Origin of the sequence: Actinophytocola algeriensis (assembly GCF_014203735.1) — a bacterium.
GTDB lineage: Bacteria > Actinomycetota > Actinomycetes > Mycobacteriales > Pseudonocardiaceae > Actinophytocola > Actinophytocola algeriensis.
Genome location: NZ_JACHJQ010000003.1, coordinates 1,055,626 through 1,073,077, shown reverse-complemented (window position 1 = coordinate 1,073,077; position 17,452 = coordinate 1,055,626). Strand labels below are relative to the sequence as shown.

Genomic DNA, 17,452 nt, shown 5'->3' with positions numbered 1-17,452 from the left:
CCCGGGAGCGAGCAGGGGGTTGAAGCGTGCTCCCGGGGCGTTCAACAGAGGGGTCTCACCATCCGGGAATGGATGGCCTTCCTGAAACTATTTGCTTACGCAGGGTCCGGCGATCGGCCGTTCGGGGACAACAGTTGCCATTGTGAGCGACCGATTTGCTACACAGGGTCAGTTTGTCGGGATAATGCTGCCGCCCGGCGGCTCCACCTCGGTCGTTGTCGTGACCGGCGGTGGCGTGGTGGTGGTCAGCGTGGTCTCTGGAGTGCTCGAACCACTCGGCGGCGTCGTGGTCGTACTGGTCGGACCTGTGGTCGTGGACGTCGGCGGGGTCGAGTCGCTCGCGGGCGCGGTCGGCGTGGTCGTGGACGTCGTCGGGTCGGGCGCCTGCCGCTCCCGCTGGTCCTCGCTGTCGCGGTGCGGTTCGACGATGCTGCCGAACGTCGTCCCGGTACCGCCGGACAGGGACTCGCCACGCAGCCACTCGAGGCCGGTCACGGCCAGCATGCCCAGTGCGAACGCCGCCAGGCTGCCGACGACCACCATCGGCCACCGCAGCTTGCGGCGTGCCACGGGCGGCCGGTCTGCCTGCTCGTCGCCCCCTGCCTCGCCCCCTGCCTCGCCCCCTGCCTCGTCGCCCCCTGCCCCGGCGTCCCTTGTCGCTGCCTCGACCTCCTCACCCGTCGCGGGCGGCTCCTCGCCGGGGTCCTGGTCGGCGACCAGCACGGTCGCGCCACCCGACTTGCCGACGACCTTGGCGCGGACCGTCCGCACGCTGTCCGTGGTCCGCTCGATCGACCGCAGGTACAGGGCGCCGCCCAGCGTCGAGACGATGCTCGCGACCCCGGCCCCCACGATCGTGCCCGCGACCCCCATGGTGGAGCCGATCAGCGCCGCGGTCACCGCCGCGAGCGCACCGGCCAGCACCTGGCTGATCCGTACTCTGTCCTTCTCTTCCTTGTCGCTCATGATCCTTCGTCTGTTTATGAGTACTCCATTTCGCCAACGACTGGGACGGTCGCGCCACTCCCCCGGTTGGCCGATGGTGAGCACCACCACAGTCCATTGTGGACAGTGCATACTTGTGTGGTGCAACTGATCACCATCGATGACATCGAGGCGGCCGCCGCGCGCATCGGCGACCGGATCGTGCGAACTCCTTTGCTGCCTTGCCTTTGGGCCTCCTACGACGTCGGCGCCGACCGTCCCCTGTGGCTCAAACCGGAGCAGCTGCAACCCATCGGCGCGTTCAAGATCCGCGGCGCGGCCAACGCCATCGGGCGGCTGCCCGACGAGGTGCGTACCCGCGGTGTGGTCGCTTATTCGAGCGGGAACCACGCGCAGGCCGTGGCGTACGTCGCCAGGACCTACGGCATCCCGGCGACGATCGTGGTGACCACGAACACGCCGGGGGTCAAGGTCGACGCGACCCGCCGCCACGGCGCGGAAGTGCTGATCGTACCGCCCGAGGACCGCGAGTCGGCGGCCGAGGAGGTCGTAGCGAAAGGCGGCGGCACGCTGATCCCGCCGTTCGACCACCCGGACGTCATCGCGGGCCAGGGCACCATCGGGCTGGAGATCGCCGCCGACCTGCCGGACGTCGAGGTGGTGCTCGTGCCGGTGAGCGGCGCGGGCCTGATCTCCGGCGTGGCCGCCGCGATCAAGGCGAAGGCACCGCACGCGAAGGTCATCGGCGTCGAACCGGAGCTGGCCGGCGACACCGCGGAGGGCTTCCGCACCGGTCAGCGTCCGGACTGGTCGACCGAAGACCGCGCGCGGACCATCGCCGACGGGCTGCGCTCCACGCCGTCGGAGCTGACGTTCGCGCACGTCCGCAAGTTCGTCGACGACGTGGTCACCGTGACCGAGGACCAGATCAGGGACGCGATCGGCCTGCTGGCCACCAGGTCACAGGTGATCGCCGAGCCGAGCGGCGCGGTGACCACCGCCGCCTACCTGCACGCGGACCTGCCCAAGGGCAAGACCGTGGCGGTCCTGTCCGGCGGCAACATCGACCCGGCTCTGCTCGCGGAGATCCTCATGCCCTGAAAGACGCTTTCAGGGCATTGCGCGGGCCGGGTCAGTGGGTCCGCATGTGCGTCGGCGGGCTCGTCACCCCGCAGCTGAAGCACTCCCCCGGCTCCGGCAGCTCGGCTACGGGCTCCGGAGCCGGGGCGAGCACGTCGTTGCGCACCCACAGCGCCAGCACGCCGCCGACCGCGCACAGCCCGGCGCACAGCCACATCGCCATCTGCCAGCCCGCCGTCATCGCGTCCGGGTCGGCGTACGACTCGCCGGTCAGCCCCGCGGCGGCGGGCAGGATCGCCACCGCCAGCAGGCCGCCGGTCCGCGCGATCGCGTTGTTCACCCCCGACGCCACCCCGGCGTGCCGGTCCTCGGCCGAGGCCAGCACGGTGGCGGTCACCGGCGCGACCACCGCGGTCAGCCCGAGCCCGAACACGACCACCGCGGGCAGCACCGTGAGCAGGTACGACGCGCCCGGCGTGACCCGGGTGTACATGACCATGGCCAGCGCGATCACGATCGGCCCGGCCACCAGGAACGGCCGTGGCCCGTACCGCTGCGCGAGCTTCCCGGACCGCGCCGACAGCACGAGCATGATCACCGAGATGGGCACGCTGGCTAGGCCGGCGAAGGTCGGCGAGTAGCCGAGTGAGACCTGCAGCTGCAGGACGAACAGCATCATCACGCCGCCGAGCGCCGCGTACACCACGAACGTCAGCAGGTTCGCGACGACGAACGTCCGGTTCGCGAAGATGTCCGGCGGCACGAGCGGGTTCCGCTGCCGCATCTGCAGCACCACGAACGCCACCAGCCCGGCCACGCCGACCACCGCGCCGACGGCCACGAGCGGGTCGGCCAGCCCCCGCCCCGGCCCCTCCACCAGCGCCGTCGTGACCCCGGCGAGGCCGAGCGCGCCGAGCACGGAGCCCCACACGTCGGGGTGCCCGGTCATCGAGGTGTCCCCGGACTCGGGCACGTACTTCCTGGTCAGCCAGATCACGGCCAGCCCGAGCGGCAGGTTGATCAGGAACGCGAGCCGCCACGACCACGCCTGCACGAGCAGCCCGCCGACCAGCGGACCGACCGCGCCCGCGATGCCACCGAGCCCGGACCACGCGCCGATCGCCCGCGCCCGGTCCTCCCGGTGGAACGCCGACTGGATGATCGCGAGCGCGCCCGGCGTGAGCAGCGCGCCGCCGATGCCCTGCAGGATCCGCGCGGCGACCAGCATCTCCGTGTTGAACGCCACCCCGCAGAGCAGCGACGACACGGCGAACCACGCGACGCCGACGAGGTAGACGCGGCGGCGGCCGTACCGGTCACCCAGCGAGCCGGCCACCAGGATCAGCGCGGCGAGCGTCAGCAGGTAACCGTTGATGATCCACTGCAGGCCCGCGACACCCGCGCCGAACTCGGTGCCGATGTGGGGCAGCGCGATGTTGACGACCGTGCCGTCGAGGAACGCCATGCCCGAGCCGAGGATCGTCGCGGCGAGGATCCCTCTGGCGCCCGGACTCCCCCAGCGGACCTCACCAAGCGTCATGAGGGCCGGTTCAGCTCGGCGACGAACTTGTACCGGTCGCCTCGGTAGACCGAGCGCACCCACTCCACGGGCCGCTCCGCGGTGTCGAACGAGTGGCGGGACAGCAGCAGCATCGGCATGCCGACGTCGGCGCCGAGCAGCTCCGCCTCGTGCGGGCCTGCGAGCGCGGTCTCTATCGTCTCCTCCGCGTGGCCCATCTCGACGTCGAACCGGTCGCGCAGCACCTGGTAGAGCGAGCCGCCCGGGGTCAGGTACTTGCGCAGGCCGCGGAACCTGCCGAGCGGCAGGTGCGTGGTCTCGAGCGCCATCGGCTCACCGTCGGCGAGGCGCAGGCGCTGCATGCGCAGGACCTTCGCGCCGGAGCGGACGCCGAGCAATGTGGTCAGCTCGTTTTCCGCGGGGATCTCCGAGATGTCTATCAGCTGCGACGACGGCTCACGGCCCTGTGCCCGCATGTCCTCTGTGTACGAAGACAGCTGCAACCGCTGTGCCACCTTGGGTTCCGCCGCGAACGTGCCCTTGCCCTGCACGCGCAGTAGTCGCCCTTCCACTGTCAGGTCAGCAAGAGCCTGGCGCACAGTGGTGCGCGACACATCGAACTCGGCGGCGAGCGAACGCTCGGTGGGGATCGGCGATCCCGGCGGCAGGGAGGCGAGCAGGTCGAGCAGGTGCCTTTTCAGACCCCAGTACTTCGGTTCGCGCATCGCGCGGGTACCGGCGTCGGGCTCCTGCGCGGCCGACGTTTCGAGCATGGCTCCTCCTCCAACGACTTCCCTGCTACAGCATGCCTTCCCCAGGCCGCCGACGCGATCACGCCGCACCGCGCTTTTTCACGAACACCGTCAGGAATACCGTGACACCCGTGGCGAACGCACACCCTACAGCGCTACCATCATTGGTCTAGACCTTAATGGCTCTGTTGACAGTCTGGAGGGGCGATGGCGGCAGCAGGTGCCCGGATGGCCGAGGAGGTCGCCGAGCAACCGGCGGTGTTCGACTCGCTGGTGGCGCGGCGTTCGGACGTGGCGGCGGTGGCTCGGTTGATCGCCGGGAGAAGGCCGCGGTTCGCGCTGCTGGCCGCGCGCGGGTCGAGCGACCACGCCGCGCTGTACGCGAAGTACCTGATCGAGGTGCTGCTCCAGCTGCCCGCCGGCCTGGTGTCGCCGTCGACCACCACGCTGTACGGCGCGCGCCCGGACTTCACCGACGTCCTGTACCTGTCGGTGAGCCAGAGCGGCGGTTCACCCGATCTGGTGGCGGCGACCGAAGCGGCCCGCGCCCAGGGCGCCCTCACGGTCGCCGTGACGAACACCCCGTCGTCGCCGCTGTCGGACGCGGCGGAACTCTCGGTCGACATCAAGGCGGGCGAGGAACTCGCCGTCGCGGCCACGAAGACGTACACGGCGACCCTGCTGTCGCTCTACCTGCTCGTGGACGCGGTCCGAGGGGGCTCGGGGGAGGCGGTCGCGGGCATCGGAGAGCTGTCCGCGACCGCCCTCGCGGCCCCGATCGAGGACGCGGTGGCGCGGTTCCGCGACATCGACCGGGTGGTCACGACCGGTCGCGGTTACTCCTCGGCCACGGCGGCGGAGGCAGCGCTGAAGCTGGCGGAGACCAGCTACCTCGGCGCCCGTTCCTACAGCGGCGCGGACCTGCTGCACGGCCCGGTCGCCGCCATCGACGACCGCACCGGCGTGGTGGCCGTGACCAGCACGGGCCACGGCGGCGCGGCCATGCGGGACGTGGTGTCGACGGTGCACGGGCGCGGCGCTTCGGTCCTCGCGGTGGGCTCGGCAGCCGCGGACGTGTCCGCTGACCTGCGCATCCAGGTCCCGGAGACGGCCGAGGAGGTCGCCCCGATCCTGGAGATCCTGCCCTTGCAGCGCCTGGCGCTGGCCCTGGCGCTGGCGCGCGGCGGGGACCCCGACAACCCTCGCGGGCTGAACAAGGTCACTCGCACTCTGTAGTCCTCGCCCGTCGGACCCCTAGACTTCTCCCGTGCGAAGGACGTCGTTCGCCCGCTGGCCGTGTTCCATCGCAAGAACCATGGACCTGCTGGGGGATCAGTGGACACTGCTGGTGTTGCGTGAGGCGTTCAACGGCGTGCGGAGGTTCGACCGGTTCCAGGCCGAACTGGGCATCGCGCGGAACACGCTGACCGAGCGGCTGGACCGGCTCACCGGCGCCGGGCTGCTCGACCGCGTCCGCTACCAGGAGCGGCCCGCCAGGTACGAGTACCCGCTGACCGAGATGGGCGCGGACTTCTTCCCCGTGCTGGCGGCGATGATCCGCTGGGGCGACCAGTGGCTGGCCGACCCGGTGGGCCCGCCGACGCTGCTGCGCCACCACGACTGCGACACGGCGAGCACCGCGGCGGTGAGCTGCGCGAAGTGCGGCGGCGAGATGTCGGCGGACAGGGTGACCATGGAACCGGGACCGGGGCGGGTGGCGCTGTGACGGACGTGGCGGTCGGTGTTGACATCGGTGGCACGTCGAGCCGGGCGCTCGCGGTGCACGCCGACGGGCGGCTCGCCGGGCGTGGCTCGTCCGGTGGCGGCAACCCGAACTCGCACCCGCCCGCCCACGCGGCGAAGCGGGTCGCCGAGGCGGTGGCCGCCGCGGTGCCGGACGGCGCGGTCGTCGTGGGCTGCATGCTGGGGCTGGCGGGTGAGAGCAAGTTCACCGACAAGACGGTGGTGGCGGTGTTCGAGACCGCGCTGCGGCAGGTGGGCGTCGGGTGCCGGATCGACGTGGTGTCGGACGCGGAGGTGGCGTTCGCGTCGGCCACGTCGTCGCTGGACGGGACCGTGGTCATCGGCGGGACCGGCTCGGTGGCGGCCCGGATCGTGGCGCGCCGCAAGGAATCCTGGCGCGGCGGCTGGGGCTGGCTGCTCGGTGACGAGGGTTCGGCGTACTGGATCGGCCGCGCGGCGGTGCGGTCCACACTGTCCGTGCTGCAGAGCACCGAGGCGATCGGCCCGCTGGCGACGGCGGTGCTGACCGAGGCGATCGGAAGTTTCGCCGACGACGCGCCGGGGCGCCGGCTCGCGCTGAGCAAGCTGATCACGGCGGCGAACTCGGAGGCCCCGATCCGGCTGGCGCGGTTCGCGTCGCTGGTGAGCTCGTCAGCGCCGACCGACCCGGTGGCGGCGGCCATCGTGGCGGAGGCGGCCGGGTTGCTCGCCGAGCAGGCGCACCTGGCGCGACGGTCCGGCGAGACGACGCCGGTGGTGCTGGCGGGGAGCGTGATCGGGCCGGCGAGCCCGGTGGGGGCGGCGTTGCGGGAACGGCTGACGGGCGAGGTGTTGTTCGCGCCTGACGGTGCGGTGGGCGCCGCGTGGCTGGCCGCCCTGGAAGCGTGGGGACCGGAGGCGCCTCGCCCGATCGTGTGAGCGGCGTGGCCGCCGGCCCCCTCGAACCACGCTACGGCACGGCACCGACAGTTCCGGGCACTCGCGAGGCGGTTGTCCACAGGCCGGCCACTTGTCCACAGCCCCGGGCTACGACGCCCCGGTTTGTCGGGGGTCGGCCGTAGGCTGGTGATCGGGGGCCGGAGGCCGGCCCGCCATGCGCGGATGGCGCAGCCCAGGGTGTCCTTCCGGCAGTGACCTGCGCAGCACCACGGCACTCACCGCCAGCGTCGCCGCCACCAGTGGCCAGCTCAGCACCACCCGCGCCACGCCCAGTGCCACCACCCAGCCCGACCACCACAGCACGCCGAACACCACCACGCGCACCGTGTACTGGCCGAGCACCCACACCCAGCTCGCGTTGCCGTACGCGCGCACCAGGTCAGGGTCGCGCCGCCACCGTGTCTTCTGCCCGAGCACGAGGCCGACCACCACGCCCAGCAGCGGCCAGCGGATCAGAATGCTCAGGGCCCACGCCAGCGCGCTCGCCACGTTCGACAGCAGCTGGATCAGGAAGAAGTCCTCCGCGCGCCCGGTCTGCAGCGCCACGAACGCCGCCAGCGACACCGCCGCCACGCTCGCCACCGACGCCGTCACCCGCCTGCCGCGCGCCAGGCGCCAGATGCCGACCCCGACGCCCGCCGTGATCGCCGCCGCTGCGCCCCAGCCGATGGACCGGCCGCTCACCAGCCAGGCGACGACGAACACCGCGGGCGGGATGCTCGCGTCCAGCGCTCCCCGGCGCCCGCCCAGCAGCTCGCGCAGCGGCAGCTCGCGGGTGTCGGTCGGCTGGTCGGTCACACGTCAAGCCTGCCTCATCGCCGATCGCCAAGGCAGCCTAACCTCACTTGACAGCACGTTTTAGAATTACGTGGCATCACAACGCGGCACGGAAACAAAGATGGCCAACGTCGACGAGAACCACACCTGCCTCAACTGCGGGCGAGAACTCCCGAAACAACAAGGGAGAGGTCGCCGCAAGCGGTACTGCGACGCCACCTGCCGCAGCGCCGCCCGACGACACCGCGTCAAACCGACCTTGACGTCCACCGCGCGTCAAGGTTACGTTGACGACGGGCTCACGGCAGTCGCCGAGGCCCGGGAAAAGGCACGCGACGCCGACGAGGCGTTGCGGCGCGCCGTCGACGGGGCACGGGCGCGGGGCCACACCTGGCAGGAGATCGGTGACGTGCTCGGCACGTCCCGCCAGGCGGCCTTCCAGCGTTTCGGCCGCCCGGTCGACCCGCGGACGGGAGAGGACATGGACCGGCACACCGACCTGCTGCCGGGCGCGGCCGAGCGGGCGGTCGCCCTGCTCGCCGACCTGGTGGCCGGCCGGTGGGCCGACGTCCGGCGCGACTTCGACGCGCGGATGGCGGCCGAGCTGACCACCGACCAGATCGTCGAGGTGTGGACGCAGGTCGTCGGCATGATCGGCGCGTACGAGCGGATGGGCGCGCCGATCGCGTTGCGGCTCGGCGAGTACACGGTGGTCAACGTGCCGCTGTACTGCGAGGCCGGCGAGCTGACCGGTCGCGTGTCGTTCGGCGACGACGGCTCGGTCGGCGGTCTGTTCCTCCTCCCGGCCTGACCGACCCGACCGGGAGGAACACGTGCGCAGGCTCCTGATTGTTTTCGTGCTGCTCGCACTCGTCACGCCGACGGCCAATGCGGCCGCGGACACGAGGCCGGCGGAGCGCGAACTGGCCTGGTTGTTGGCGATCTCACAGCGGCTGCCCGCGGCGGAGGCCGAGCTGCGCCAGCACATCGCCGCACCGATGCTCGACGCCATCGGCGGGGCGCCCGGGTTCAACGAGACCCTCGCCGGCGTCGCGCCGATGACCGGGTCCCGCACGGTGGAGAGCACGGCGAACGCCGTGACCGCGGTGGTGGACGAGCGGCTCCTCGTCGAGGTGCACACCGACGCCACCGGCCTCATCGACGGGCTCTGGTTGCGCCCGTACGCGCCCTCGCCGGCCGACTGGTCCGAACTGGACAGTCGGCTCAGGGCCCTCGCGCCGCGGGTGTCGTACGCGTCCTCGTTGGTGGACAACGGATGCACGCCGGTGCACGAGGTCGACGCCGACCGGAGGAACCCGCTCGGCTCCGCCTTCAAGCTCTACGTCCTCGGCGCGCTGGAACGCACGACGACCGACTGGAGCACGAACCTGCCGATCCGCGAGGAGTGGAAGAGCCTCCCGACCGGCGTGCTGCAGGACCGTCCCGCGGGCACGGACGTCACGCTGCGGCAGCACGCCGACCTGATGATCTCGATTAGCGACAACACGGCCACCGACCACCTGGTCCACCACGTCGGCCGCGACGCGGTGCGCAGGCAGATGGCGGCGACCGGCAACCGCGACCCGCGCAACGACGCGCTCCTCACCACGCGGGAACTGTTCGTCCTCAAGGGTTTCCGGTACCCGAAGCTCGCGAACACCTACCTGTCGCTCCCCCGCCCGTTGCGTCCCGCGCTGCGGCCTGCGCTCGCGGCCGTGCCCCGCACCGCCATCCAGCCGTGGACCGAACCGAGGAACCTCGATTCGATCGAGTGGTTCGGCTCCGCGAACGACATGTGCCGCGTGCTGGCGAGCCTCGACGCGGCACACAGCCCGCGCATCGACGAGGCGATGTCGATTGAGGACGCCGGTATCGGGCTGGACCGAACGGAGTACCCGGAGATCTGGTTCAAAGGCGGGTCCGAACCGGGTCTTCTGGTGTTGAATCACCTGGCACGCACCGACGACGGCCGCACGGTCGTCGCCACCGTGATGCTGTCCGACCCGGACAAAGCGCTCGCCCCGGCGGCCGCGGTCGAGGCGCTCGCGCTGGTACGCGGCGGCATCGAACTGGCAACCCCCTGATCACGCTGTGCAGCCGGTGGCGAACACGGCAAACCGACGGTGGCGGAAGTCGGGAATTAGGCGGCATCCTGGCGGATTAGGAGATATAAACGGGGGCGCGCACTAGGGAGGGGTGGTCGCCGTGCGGACATGGAACAGCTGGGTTGCCGTTGGGGACAGCTTTACCGAAGGTTTGAGTGACGAGGCACCGGACGGCAGCTACGTGGGGTGGGCCGACCGCCTGGCCGCGACGCTCGCCGAGCGCAACCCGGGTTTCCGCTACGCGAACCTGGCACTTCGGGGGAAGATGCTGAGGGAGATCATCGAGGAGCAGGTGCCGATCGCGGTCGAGGTGAAGCCCGACCTGGTGACGATCTGCGGAGGCGGCAACGACCTGATCGTGCCCGGCTGCGACGTCGACGCGCTGGCGGAGGAGTACGAGCAGGCCGTGAAGGCCTTGCGTGCCGCCGGCTGCGAGGTCGTCATGTTCACCGGTCCCGACCCGCGCGACCAGCCGGTGGTGCGGCGGGTGCGGCCCAAGGTCGCGATCTACAACGCGAACCTGCGGGGCATCGCCGACCGGCACGGCGCCATGCTCGTCGACCTGTGGGCCATGAAGCCCCTCGTGGACGTCCGCGCCTGGAGCGACGACCGGCTGCACTTCTCCCCGGAGGGCCACCGCCGCATCGCGCTGCGTACCGCCGAGGTGCTCGACGTGCCGGTGACCGAGGAGTGGCGGGAGCCGTGGCCGCCGGTCGAACCGACGCCGTGGCTGCGGTCCCGCCAGGCCGACCTCGCGTGGACCCGCACGCACCTGCTGCCGTGGGTGCGCAGGCACCTGCGCGGTGAGTCCATGGGAGACGGGCTCGTGCCCAAGCGCCCGGAACTGTCGCCGCTCGCCCTGCCCGCTCGCGGCAAGGGCGGCGCCCGCGTCTAGGGCGCGCCCTTGATCCTTGCGCGAAAGTCTGGGGCTGATCAGCAGTTACCTCAGGGGAACGTGACGGCACCCAGCCACCAACCACGTGCGGCCCCGCAGGAGAAGCCGGGTCGGGACCAACACTTTTAAATACCGGGAAGGCGGAACAGTCCGGCCGGCACTGTCCCCCAACAGCGCCGGCCGGATCGCTTGGGCGAGCACACCCCCACGTTGGTAGTGCCGCCCGAGTGCTCATGTCAGGCTCCGGGACGTCGAGCACTCGGCGGGCAGCCTGCCACTTGATCACCCGAATTGACTAACTGTTCGCTAAACGCGGGTGGAACCTAGACGACCAGACGGACCAACCGGCTCAGCGCCGCGGGCCCGAGAGCCCGCGTACCCTCGGAAAACTCCGCCGCGAGCCGCGCGAGCGCGACGACCTCCTCGTCCGTTTCGTTATCGGAGTCGGCACCGGTCTCGACCACCGCGAGCAGGTTCGCCCACTCCTGGTCGATCCAGTCGACGGCGTCCTCAGCCGTGGCCATCGGCGGGCCCGCGGTTTCCGTGCGCACCACGCCGTCGGTCCGCAGCAGTGCGCGGGCGGTCCGCGCGCCGGCCAGGTAGTACCGCAGCAGCCGCCGCTGTCCGAGCGTTCTGTCCACATCGGACATCTCGGCTTCCGCCAGTGCGAACGCGTGCAAACGCACCAGGTCGTGCATGAGGAAAACGTCCCGGCTGGTCTCGGTGACGACGAACGAGGCGGCGAGCGCGCGGAGCCTGCGCCTGCACTCGTCGACGTCGCCACCGGTCAGCGCGGCGACCGGGTGCGGGCCGATCCGCGTGCCGGGGAACAGCCCGAGGTGGCGGACGGTCTCGGCCAGCTCCGGCCGCAGACTGCGGTAGGTGACGTCGAGTGCGGCACGCACGCTCGTGTCCGCGTCCGCCAGGTCGAGCGCGCCGAGCCGGGACCGCTCGTCGGCCAGCTCGGCCACCAGGTCCGCGACTGTCCACTGTGGATTACCGGCGAGCCGGGCGGCCGCGATGCGCAGCGCGAGCGGCAGGTGCCCGCACAGCCGCGCGAGCTTGCGGCGCTGCTCGCGGTCCTTGCTGTGCGCGGGCGTGCCCGCCATGTGCTCGATCAGCCGCTCGGCAGCGTCGACCCCGAGCGTGCCGAGCGACAGCAGCTTCGCGCCGGTCCGCGCGACCAGCCCGTCGAGCCGGATCCGGCTCGTCACCAGCACGAACGACGACGACGCGGCAGGCAGCAGCGGGTGGATCTGCTCGGCGTCGCGGGCGTCGTCGAGCACCACCAGCACGCGCCGGTCCGCGAGGATCGACCGGTACAGCGCGGCCCGGTCGTCCAGTTCGAACGGCACGTCGTCCACCCCGACGCCGAGCGCGAGCAGGAACTGGGTGAGCACGTCCGCGGCCCGCACCGGCGCGTGCTGCGGGTCGAAGCCGCGCATGCTCGCGAACAGCTGCCCGTCCGGGAACGCCTGCGCGACGCGGTGCGCCCACAGCACGGCGAGCGCGGTCTTGCCGACGCCAGCCGGCCCGGCCAGCACGCCGATCGCCGCGGTCTCACCCGGCGGCAGGAGCCCGGACAGCCAGTCCAGCTCGTCCTCGCGACCGGCGAAACCGGACGGCGCCCTCGGCAGCTGCGCTGGCACCAGCACGCCGACCTTCGGTGTGATCACCGGGTCGGGCGAGGGTTCGAGCAGGCCGGAGTCGTCGCGCAGCACCCGTGCGTGCAGCTCACGCAGCTGCGGGCCGGGGTCCATGCCCAGCTCCTGGGCTGCTCTGTGCGCGAAGCGCTGGTACACGTCGAGCGCGGTGGCGCGGCGGTTCGCCCGGTACAGGGCCAGCATCAACTGGGCAACCAGCCGCTCGCGGAACGGCTGCGCATCGATCAGCTGCGTCAGCTCGCCGATCACCTCGCGGTGGCGGCCCAGCTCCAGCTGCGCGTCGTACAGCGCCTCGAGGATCGCGAGGCGCAGCTCGGTGAGCTCCGGCGCGGTGAGCCTGCCGCCGAGGTCGGCGAGCGCGGGCCCGCGCCACAGCGCGTTCGCCGCGCGCAGCAGCTCGGCGCGGCGCGCGGCGGGTTGCTCGCGGGCCTTGGCGAGCAGCGACCGCGCGACGGTCACATCGATCATGGACTCGTCGACGACCATCCGGTAGCCCGGCGGCGTGGTGACGATCAGGGCGCCCGCGTCGACTTCCGCGATCCGCTGCCGCAGGCGCGACACGTAGCCCTGGACCATCGTCCGCGCGCTCGGCGGCGGTTCGTGGGCCCACAGGACGTCCACCATCCGGTCCAGCGCCACCACCTGGTTGGGTTCGAGCAGCAGCATGGCGAGCACGCCACGCATACCGGCGCCGCCCAGCGGCACGGCCCTCTCCCCGACCACCAGCTGCACGGGTCCGAGCAGGCAGAACCGTGCGGCGGACGGATGCTCCGCTGCCATCGGACCACCCCCAGTTGTCCCCCGGCGCAGGAAGCCGGGAGTACTGCACAAGGTACGACGCCCGGGGTGACGAGCACGACCTCCCCGTCGCGCTCGTCACCCGGGTGGACTAGCGGCGCAGTGCCTCACAGTCACGGTTCGCCAGGTACGGCGGTCTCGGCTGCCCACCGGCGAACGGCGCGAACAGCAGGTTCTCCACGCTGGAGAACACGACGTGGATGTTGGTCTGCGGGAACGGGGTGATGTTGTCGGCCGAGCCCTGCATGGTGTTCGCGTCGAACACCAGCACCGAGCCCGCCGCGTCGGTGAACCGCTCGATGCCGTACGCGGCCCCGAGCGAGCGCAGGTGCTCCTTGTCCGGCACCCCGCCGGAGCCGAGCGTCGTGGGGACGAACGTGCGGTGGCTGCCCGGCATCGCCATCAGCTCACCGGTCAGCTCCTGCTGCCCCGACAACGGGATCGACACGCTGACCGCCCTCGGCGCAGGCATGCCGTCCTCGGCGTGCCAGGTCTCGAACGGCGAGTGCCAGTAGGTGCCCTTGCCTCGGAAGCCCGGCAGGTAGTCGATGCGGGACTGGTGGATGTACACGTCGGAGCCGAGGATCTGGCGCGCCCGGTCCAGCACCCTCGGGTCCCGGACCAGCTCGGCGACCAGCTCGCTGACCGCGTGCACCTCGTAGATCATCCGGACCTCACCGTCGTCGGTGAGGACCGCGCGCTCGTCTTCCGCGAGCCCCGGGTCGGTGGCGAGCCTGGCCAGCTCGTCGCGGCACGCGGCCACCTCTGCCGGGCTCAGCAGGTCGTGGTGGACCGAGAACCCCTTCGTGTGGTGCCCGGCCATGGTGGCGCGGTCGATCGGGCCGGCGCCGGTGAAGTCCCACACGCTGGGGTCGGTCCGGTCGATGAGCTCCGGGTCGCCGTCGATCCTCGTGGGATATCGGTCGACGACCGCGGTGGCGGTGAGCGTCATGCGCTCTTCTCCTCCACGATCAGGGGGTAGACACCGTGTTCGTCGTGCACCTCGCGCCCGGTCACCGGCGGGTTGAACACGCAGACCGTGCGCATGTCCGTCCTGGGGCGCAGCTGGTGGTGGTCGTGGTCGTTGAGCAGGTAGAGGCTGCCGGGCCGCAGCTGGTGGGTCTCACCGGTGCCCTTGTCCAGCAGCTCGCCCTCGCCCTCGACGACGAACACCGCCTCGATGTGGTTGGCGTACCAGAAGTCGTTGACCGTGCCCGCGTACAGCGTGGTCTCGTGCACGGAGAAGCCGACGCCCTCCTTCGCGAGCACGACGCGTTTGCTTCTCCAGTTCGGCGTCTTGATGTCCCGGTCTGTGTCGTCCAGGTCCCCGACGTTCCTGACGATCATGGTTCTTCCTCCCCTACGAGCACACCGCGTGCACGGCGTCGGACAGCAGGTCGAGTCCCTTGGCCAGCTCGTCGTCGGTGATCGTGAGCGGCGGCATGGCCTTCGCGACCTCGCCGTCCGGGCCGGAGGTCTCCATCAGCAGGCCGCGCTCGAACGCGGCGCGGCAGACCTTGCCCGCGATGTCACCGGAGTCGAACGCCAGGCCGCGCGCGAGGCCGCGGCCCTTGGCCCGCATCGGCGTGCCGGGGTGCTGCTCGGCCAGCTCGTTCATGACGCGGCCGATCTGCTCGCCCTTCGCGAGGGTGCTCTTCTCGAGCTTGTCGTCGGTCCAGTAGGTGCGGATCGCCTCGGAGGCGGCGATGAACGCGGGGCTGATGCCGCGGAACGTGCCGTTGTGCTCGCCCGGCTCCCACACGTCCAGCTCCGGCTTGAGGAGCGTCATGGCGAGCGGCAGCCCGAACGCGCCGATCGACTTGGACAGGCACACGATGTCCGGCTCGAAGCCGGCCGACTCGAAGCTGAAGAACGGGCCGGTGCGGCCGCAGCCCATCTGCACGTCGTCGACGATCAGCAGTATCTTGTGGCGCTTGCACAGGTCGGCGAGACCGCGGAGCCACTCGTCGCGGGCCGCGTTGATGCCGCCCTCGCCCTGCACGGTCTCGACGATCACCGCGGCGGGCTCGTTGAGGCCCGAACCCGGGTCGTCGAGCAGCCGCTCGAACCACAGGAAGTCCTCGACCTGGCCGTCGAGGTAGTTGTCGTACGGCATCGGGGTGGCGTGGACCAGCGGGATGCCCGCGCCGCCGCGCTTCATGGAGTTGCCGGTGACCGAGAGGGCACCGAGCGTCATGCCGTGGAAGGCGTTGGTGAAGTTGATGATCGACTCGCGGCCGGTCACCTTGCGGGCCAGCTTGAGCGCGGCCTCGACGGCGTTCGCACCGGCCGGGCCGGGGAACATGATCTTGTAGTCGAGCTCTCTCGGCTTCATGATCACGTCGGTGAAGGTCTCGAGGAACTCCCGCTTGGCGACGGTCTGCATGTCCAGCGCGTGGACGACGCCGTCGCGCTGGAGGTAGTCGATGACGGCCTTCTTGAGGACCGGGTTGTTGTGCCCGTAGTTCAGCGCCCCCGCGCCTGCGAAGAAGTCGAGGTAGGCGTTGCCGTCCTCGTCGTGCAGCCACGCTCCGGTGGCACGGTCGAACACGACCGGCCAGCCGCGGCAGTAGCTGCGCACCTCGGACTCGACGGTCTCGAATACGTTCACTGTGCTCTGAACCTGCTTCCCCGGTTTATGTGTCTTTTCGTTACAGTCAGGCTGCGCGCGCGTCCCGAAACGGCCCGATCCGATAGAGGACTTCGGTTTCGTGGTCATCCGGGAACTCGTGCGCCGCGAACTCGCCCGTCACGCTCATCTCGGCACCCCACCGGTCCGCGAGTGAACGGAACAACGCGTTCGACGCGTCGTTGTCGGTTGTGATCGTGGTCTCCATGCGACGCGCGCCGGTTCTGCGCACGAGCGCGTCGAGCAGGGCGGCCGCGGTGCCTCTGCCCCGCTGACCGGCGTCGACCGCGACCTGCCAGACCACAACGGTGTCCGGGGCCTGCGGACGCAGGTAGCCGATGACGAAGCCCACCACGTCGTCGCCGACCCGTGCCACCGCCGAGGTGTCCGCGAAGTCGTGACACCACAACAGATACGCATAGGACGAGTTAAGATCGAGCTTTCCGGAATCACGTGCTATTCGCCAGATTGCCGCTCCGTCCTTTTTGGACGGACTGTCGATGACTCGTTCCGACATACTCAAGGAACGTAACAGAGAATTTTCTCCGCTTCAGATGAACGAATGCAATGCTTGTTGCTCACCTGCGGAATCAAGATTTTTACTGTGAGAAGGTCCACGGTAATGTTGCGATCATGGCGATTTATCTGATATATAGCGCCTGGTGAGTGGAGCTTGCGGAACGAACCATCGGACACAGGGCGACCACGAGCGGCCGTTCGAAGCCTGTGAGGACCGGTCGTGACCATCAGGATCTTCTTGGTCGACGACCACGAGATCGTCCGCCGGGGCGTTGCCGACCTCTTCGAGGACGAGCCGGACCTGGAGATCGTCGGCGAGGCCGCCACGGTGTCCGACGCCCTGCGCCGCATCCCGACGCACCAGGTGGACGTGGCGGTACTCGACGTGCGCATGCCGGACGGCAACGGCGTCGAGCTGTGCCGGGACCTTCGCTCACAGTTACCGGAGCTCCACTGCCTGATCCTGACGTCCTACTCGGACGATGAGGCCCTCCTGAACGCGATCATGGCCGGCGCGTCGGGTTTCGTGCTGAAGCAGGTGGTCGGCAACGACCTGATCAGCGCGGTCCGCAAGGTGGGCGCCGGCGAGTCCCTTCTGGACGCCAAGACCACGGAGGCGCTGATGAAGCGCATCCGCCAGGGCGAGACGGACGGGCCGCTCGCCGGGTTGACCGACCAGGAGCGGGCGGTGTTCGACCTGGTCGGCGAGGGCCTGACGAACCGCCAGATCGCGGCGAGGCTGTTCCTGGCGGAGAAGACGGTCAAGAACTACGTGTCCCACATCCTGGCGAAGCTGGGCATGCAGCGGCGCACGCAGGCGGCGGTGCTGGCGGCTGAGCTGAAGTCGCGCAAGCCCGACCTGTGAACTGTGGACAACTCGACGCCGGGCGACGCGGCATGTCGGTACCGGCTGGGACAATGGTGACCGGGGGCCGGAGGCCGCCCCACGGGGCGGCCTGACCGCGACTGTGGGCTTCGCCACGCGCGACTGCCCACGCTGCCGAAGCCGAGTGCGCAGCACGAGCCCTTCGAGCCGGGCCCGCGCTCGCACGGGGAGGCCAGGCCGGGGCAGGCACCGGGAGCCCAC

The 17,452-nt window shown here is 70.7% G+C and carries 17 protein-coding genes; 8 read left to right on the top strand and 9 right to left on the bottom strand.

Annotation, left to right across the window (positions count from 1 at the left end; translation table 11 throughout):
- Window positions 1-168: 168 nt before the first annotated feature.
- Entirely contained in the window at window positions 169-966 is a 798-nt protein-coding gene (locus FHR82_RS46155; protein WP_184811412.1) for a hypothetical protein, read from the bottom strand.
- A gap of 120 nt (window positions 967-1,086) precedes the next feature.
- Between FHR82_RS46155 and FHR82_RS46150 the strand changes: the two genes are divergently transcribed.
- Window positions 1,087-2,046, top strand: a complete 960-nt coding sequence (locus tag FHR82_RS46150) for a threonine ammonia-lyase (protein WP_184811411.1) — start codon at window positions 1,087-1,089, stop codon at window positions 2,044-2,046.
- A 31-nt stretch (window positions 2,047-2,077) separates the two neighbouring features.
- On the opposite strand, the gene FHR82_RS17450 is transcribed toward FHR82_RS46150, so the two are convergent.
- The gene (locus tag FHR82_RS17450; RefSeq protein ID WP_184811410.1) at window positions 2,078-3,565 is read right to left on the bottom strand and encodes an MFS transporter; all 1,488 of its coding nucleotides are present in this window, start codon (window positions 3,563-3,565) and stop codon (window positions 2,078-2,080) included.
- Complete coding sequence (locus tag FHR82_RS17445) at window positions 3,562-4,317, bottom strand: GntR family transcriptional regulator (RefSeq protein WP_184811409.1); 756 nt, start codon at window positions 4,315-4,317, stop codon at window positions 3,562-3,564. Before FHR82_RS17445 ends, FHR82_RS17450 begins: the two co-directional genes overlap by 4 nt.
- Window positions 4,318-4,503: 186 nt before the next feature.
- Between FHR82_RS17445 and FHR82_RS17440 the strand changes: the two genes are divergently transcribed.
- The 3 genes from FHR82_RS17440 to FHR82_RS17430 are packed head-to-tail and all read left to right on the top strand — an operon-like array spanning window position 4,504 to window position 6,957.
- Window positions 4,504-5,532 (top strand): SIS domain-containing protein, encoded by a 1,029-nt coding sequence (locus FHR82_RS17440; RefSeq protein ID WP_225944043.1) that lies wholly within the window; start codon window positions 4,504-4,506, stop codon window positions 5,530-5,532.
- 31 nt (window positions 5,533-5,563) lie between these two features.
- The gene (locus tag FHR82_RS17435; protein WP_184811408.1) at window positions 5,564-6,022 is read left to right on the top strand and encodes a winged helix-turn-helix transcriptional regulator; all 459 of its coding nucleotides are present in this window, start codon (window positions 5,564-5,566) and stop codon (window positions 6,020-6,022) included.
- Complete coding sequence (locus FHR82_RS17430) at window positions 6,019-6,957, top strand: N-acetylglucosamine kinase (RefSeq protein WP_184811407.1); 939 nt, start codon at window positions 6,019-6,021, stop codon at window positions 6,955-6,957. Before FHR82_RS17435 ends, FHR82_RS17430 begins: the two co-directional genes overlap by 4 nt.
- A gap of 108 nt (window positions 6,958-7,065) precedes the next feature.
- Here the strand turns inward: FHR82_RS17430 and FHR82_RS17425 are convergent, their stop codons facing one another.
- Window positions 7,066-7,776: a DUF3159 domain-containing protein gene (locus FHR82_RS17425; protein WP_184811406.1), complete on the bottom strand. Its 711-nt coding sequence runs from the start codon at window positions 7,774-7,776 to the stop codon at window positions 7,066-7,068.
- A gap of 238 nt (window positions 7,777-8,014) precedes the next feature.
- Between FHR82_RS17425 and FHR82_RS17420 the strand changes: the two genes are divergently transcribed.
- The 3 genes from FHR82_RS17420 (at window position 8,015) to FHR82_RS17410 (ending at window position 10,755) form a co-directional block, all read left to right on the top strand.
- On the top strand, window positions 8,015-8,566 hold the full coding sequence (locus FHR82_RS17420; RefSeq protein ID WP_184811405.1) for a DUF3887 domain-containing protein: 552 nt from the start codon (window positions 8,015-8,017) through the stop codon (window positions 8,564-8,566).
- 22 nt (window positions 8,567-8,588) lie between these two features.
- Window positions 8,589-9,839: a serine hydrolase gene (locus FHR82_RS17415; RefSeq protein WP_184811404.1), complete on the top strand. Its 1,251-nt coding sequence runs from the start codon at window positions 8,589-8,591 to the stop codon at window positions 9,837-9,839.
- A 121-nt stretch (window positions 9,840-9,960) separates the two neighbouring features.
- Window positions 9,961-10,755, top strand: a complete 795-nt coding sequence (locus tag FHR82_RS17410) for an SGNH/GDSL hydrolase family protein (RefSeq protein WP_184811403.1) — start codon at window positions 9,961-9,963, stop codon at window positions 10,753-10,755.
- Between the two features lie 323 nt (window positions 10,756-11,078).
- On the opposite strand, the gene FHR82_RS17405 is transcribed toward FHR82_RS17410, so the two are convergent.
- The 5 genes from FHR82_RS17405 to ectA all read right to left on the bottom strand — a co-directional run bounded on the left by FHR82_RS17405 (window position 11,079) and on the right by ectA (window position 16,363).
- Window positions 11,079-13,199 carry an AfsR/SARP family transcriptional regulator gene (locus tag FHR82_RS17405; RefSeq protein ID WP_184811402.1) on the bottom strand — a complete coding sequence of 707 codons (2,121 nt, stop codon included), beginning with the start codon at window positions 13,197-13,199 and terminating at the stop codon, window positions 11,079-11,081.
- A 109-nt stretch (window positions 13,200-13,308) separates the two neighbouring features.
- On the bottom strand, window positions 13,309-14,169 hold the full coding sequence (locus FHR82_RS17400) for a phytanoyl-CoA dioxygenase family protein (RefSeq protein ID WP_184811401.1): 861 nt from the start codon (window positions 14,167-14,169) through the stop codon (window positions 13,309-13,311).
- Window positions 14,166-14,564, bottom strand: coding sequence for an ectoine synthase (locus tag FHR82_RS17395; RefSeq protein ID WP_184811400.1), 399 nt, complete (start codon window positions 14,562-14,564; stop codon window positions 14,166-14,168). The genes FHR82_RS17400 and FHR82_RS17395 overlap by 4 nt, the downstream gene beginning before the upstream one ends.
- 13 nt (window positions 14,565-14,577) lie before the next feature.
- Window positions 14,578-15,828, bottom strand: coding sequence for a diaminobutyrate--2-oxoglutarate transaminase (ectB, locus tag FHR82_RS17390; RefSeq protein WP_184811399.1), 1,251 nt, complete (start codon window positions 15,826-15,828; stop codon window positions 14,578-14,580).
- 46 nt (window positions 15,829-15,874) lie between these two features.
- Window positions 15,875-16,363 carry a diaminobutyrate acetyltransferase gene (ectA, locus tag FHR82_RS17385; protein WP_184811398.1) on the bottom strand — a complete coding sequence of 163 codons (489 nt, stop codon included), beginning with the start codon at window positions 16,361-16,363 and terminating at the stop codon, window positions 15,875-15,877.
- Between the two features lie 222 nt (window positions 16,364-16,585).
- Between ectA and FHR82_RS17380 the strand changes: the two genes are divergently transcribed.
- Window positions 16,586-17,230: a response regulator gene (locus FHR82_RS17380; protein ID WP_184811397.1), complete on the top strand. Its 645-nt coding sequence runs from the start codon at window positions 16,586-16,588 to the stop codon at window positions 17,228-17,230.
- Window positions 17,231-17,452: the final 222 nt, after the last annotated feature.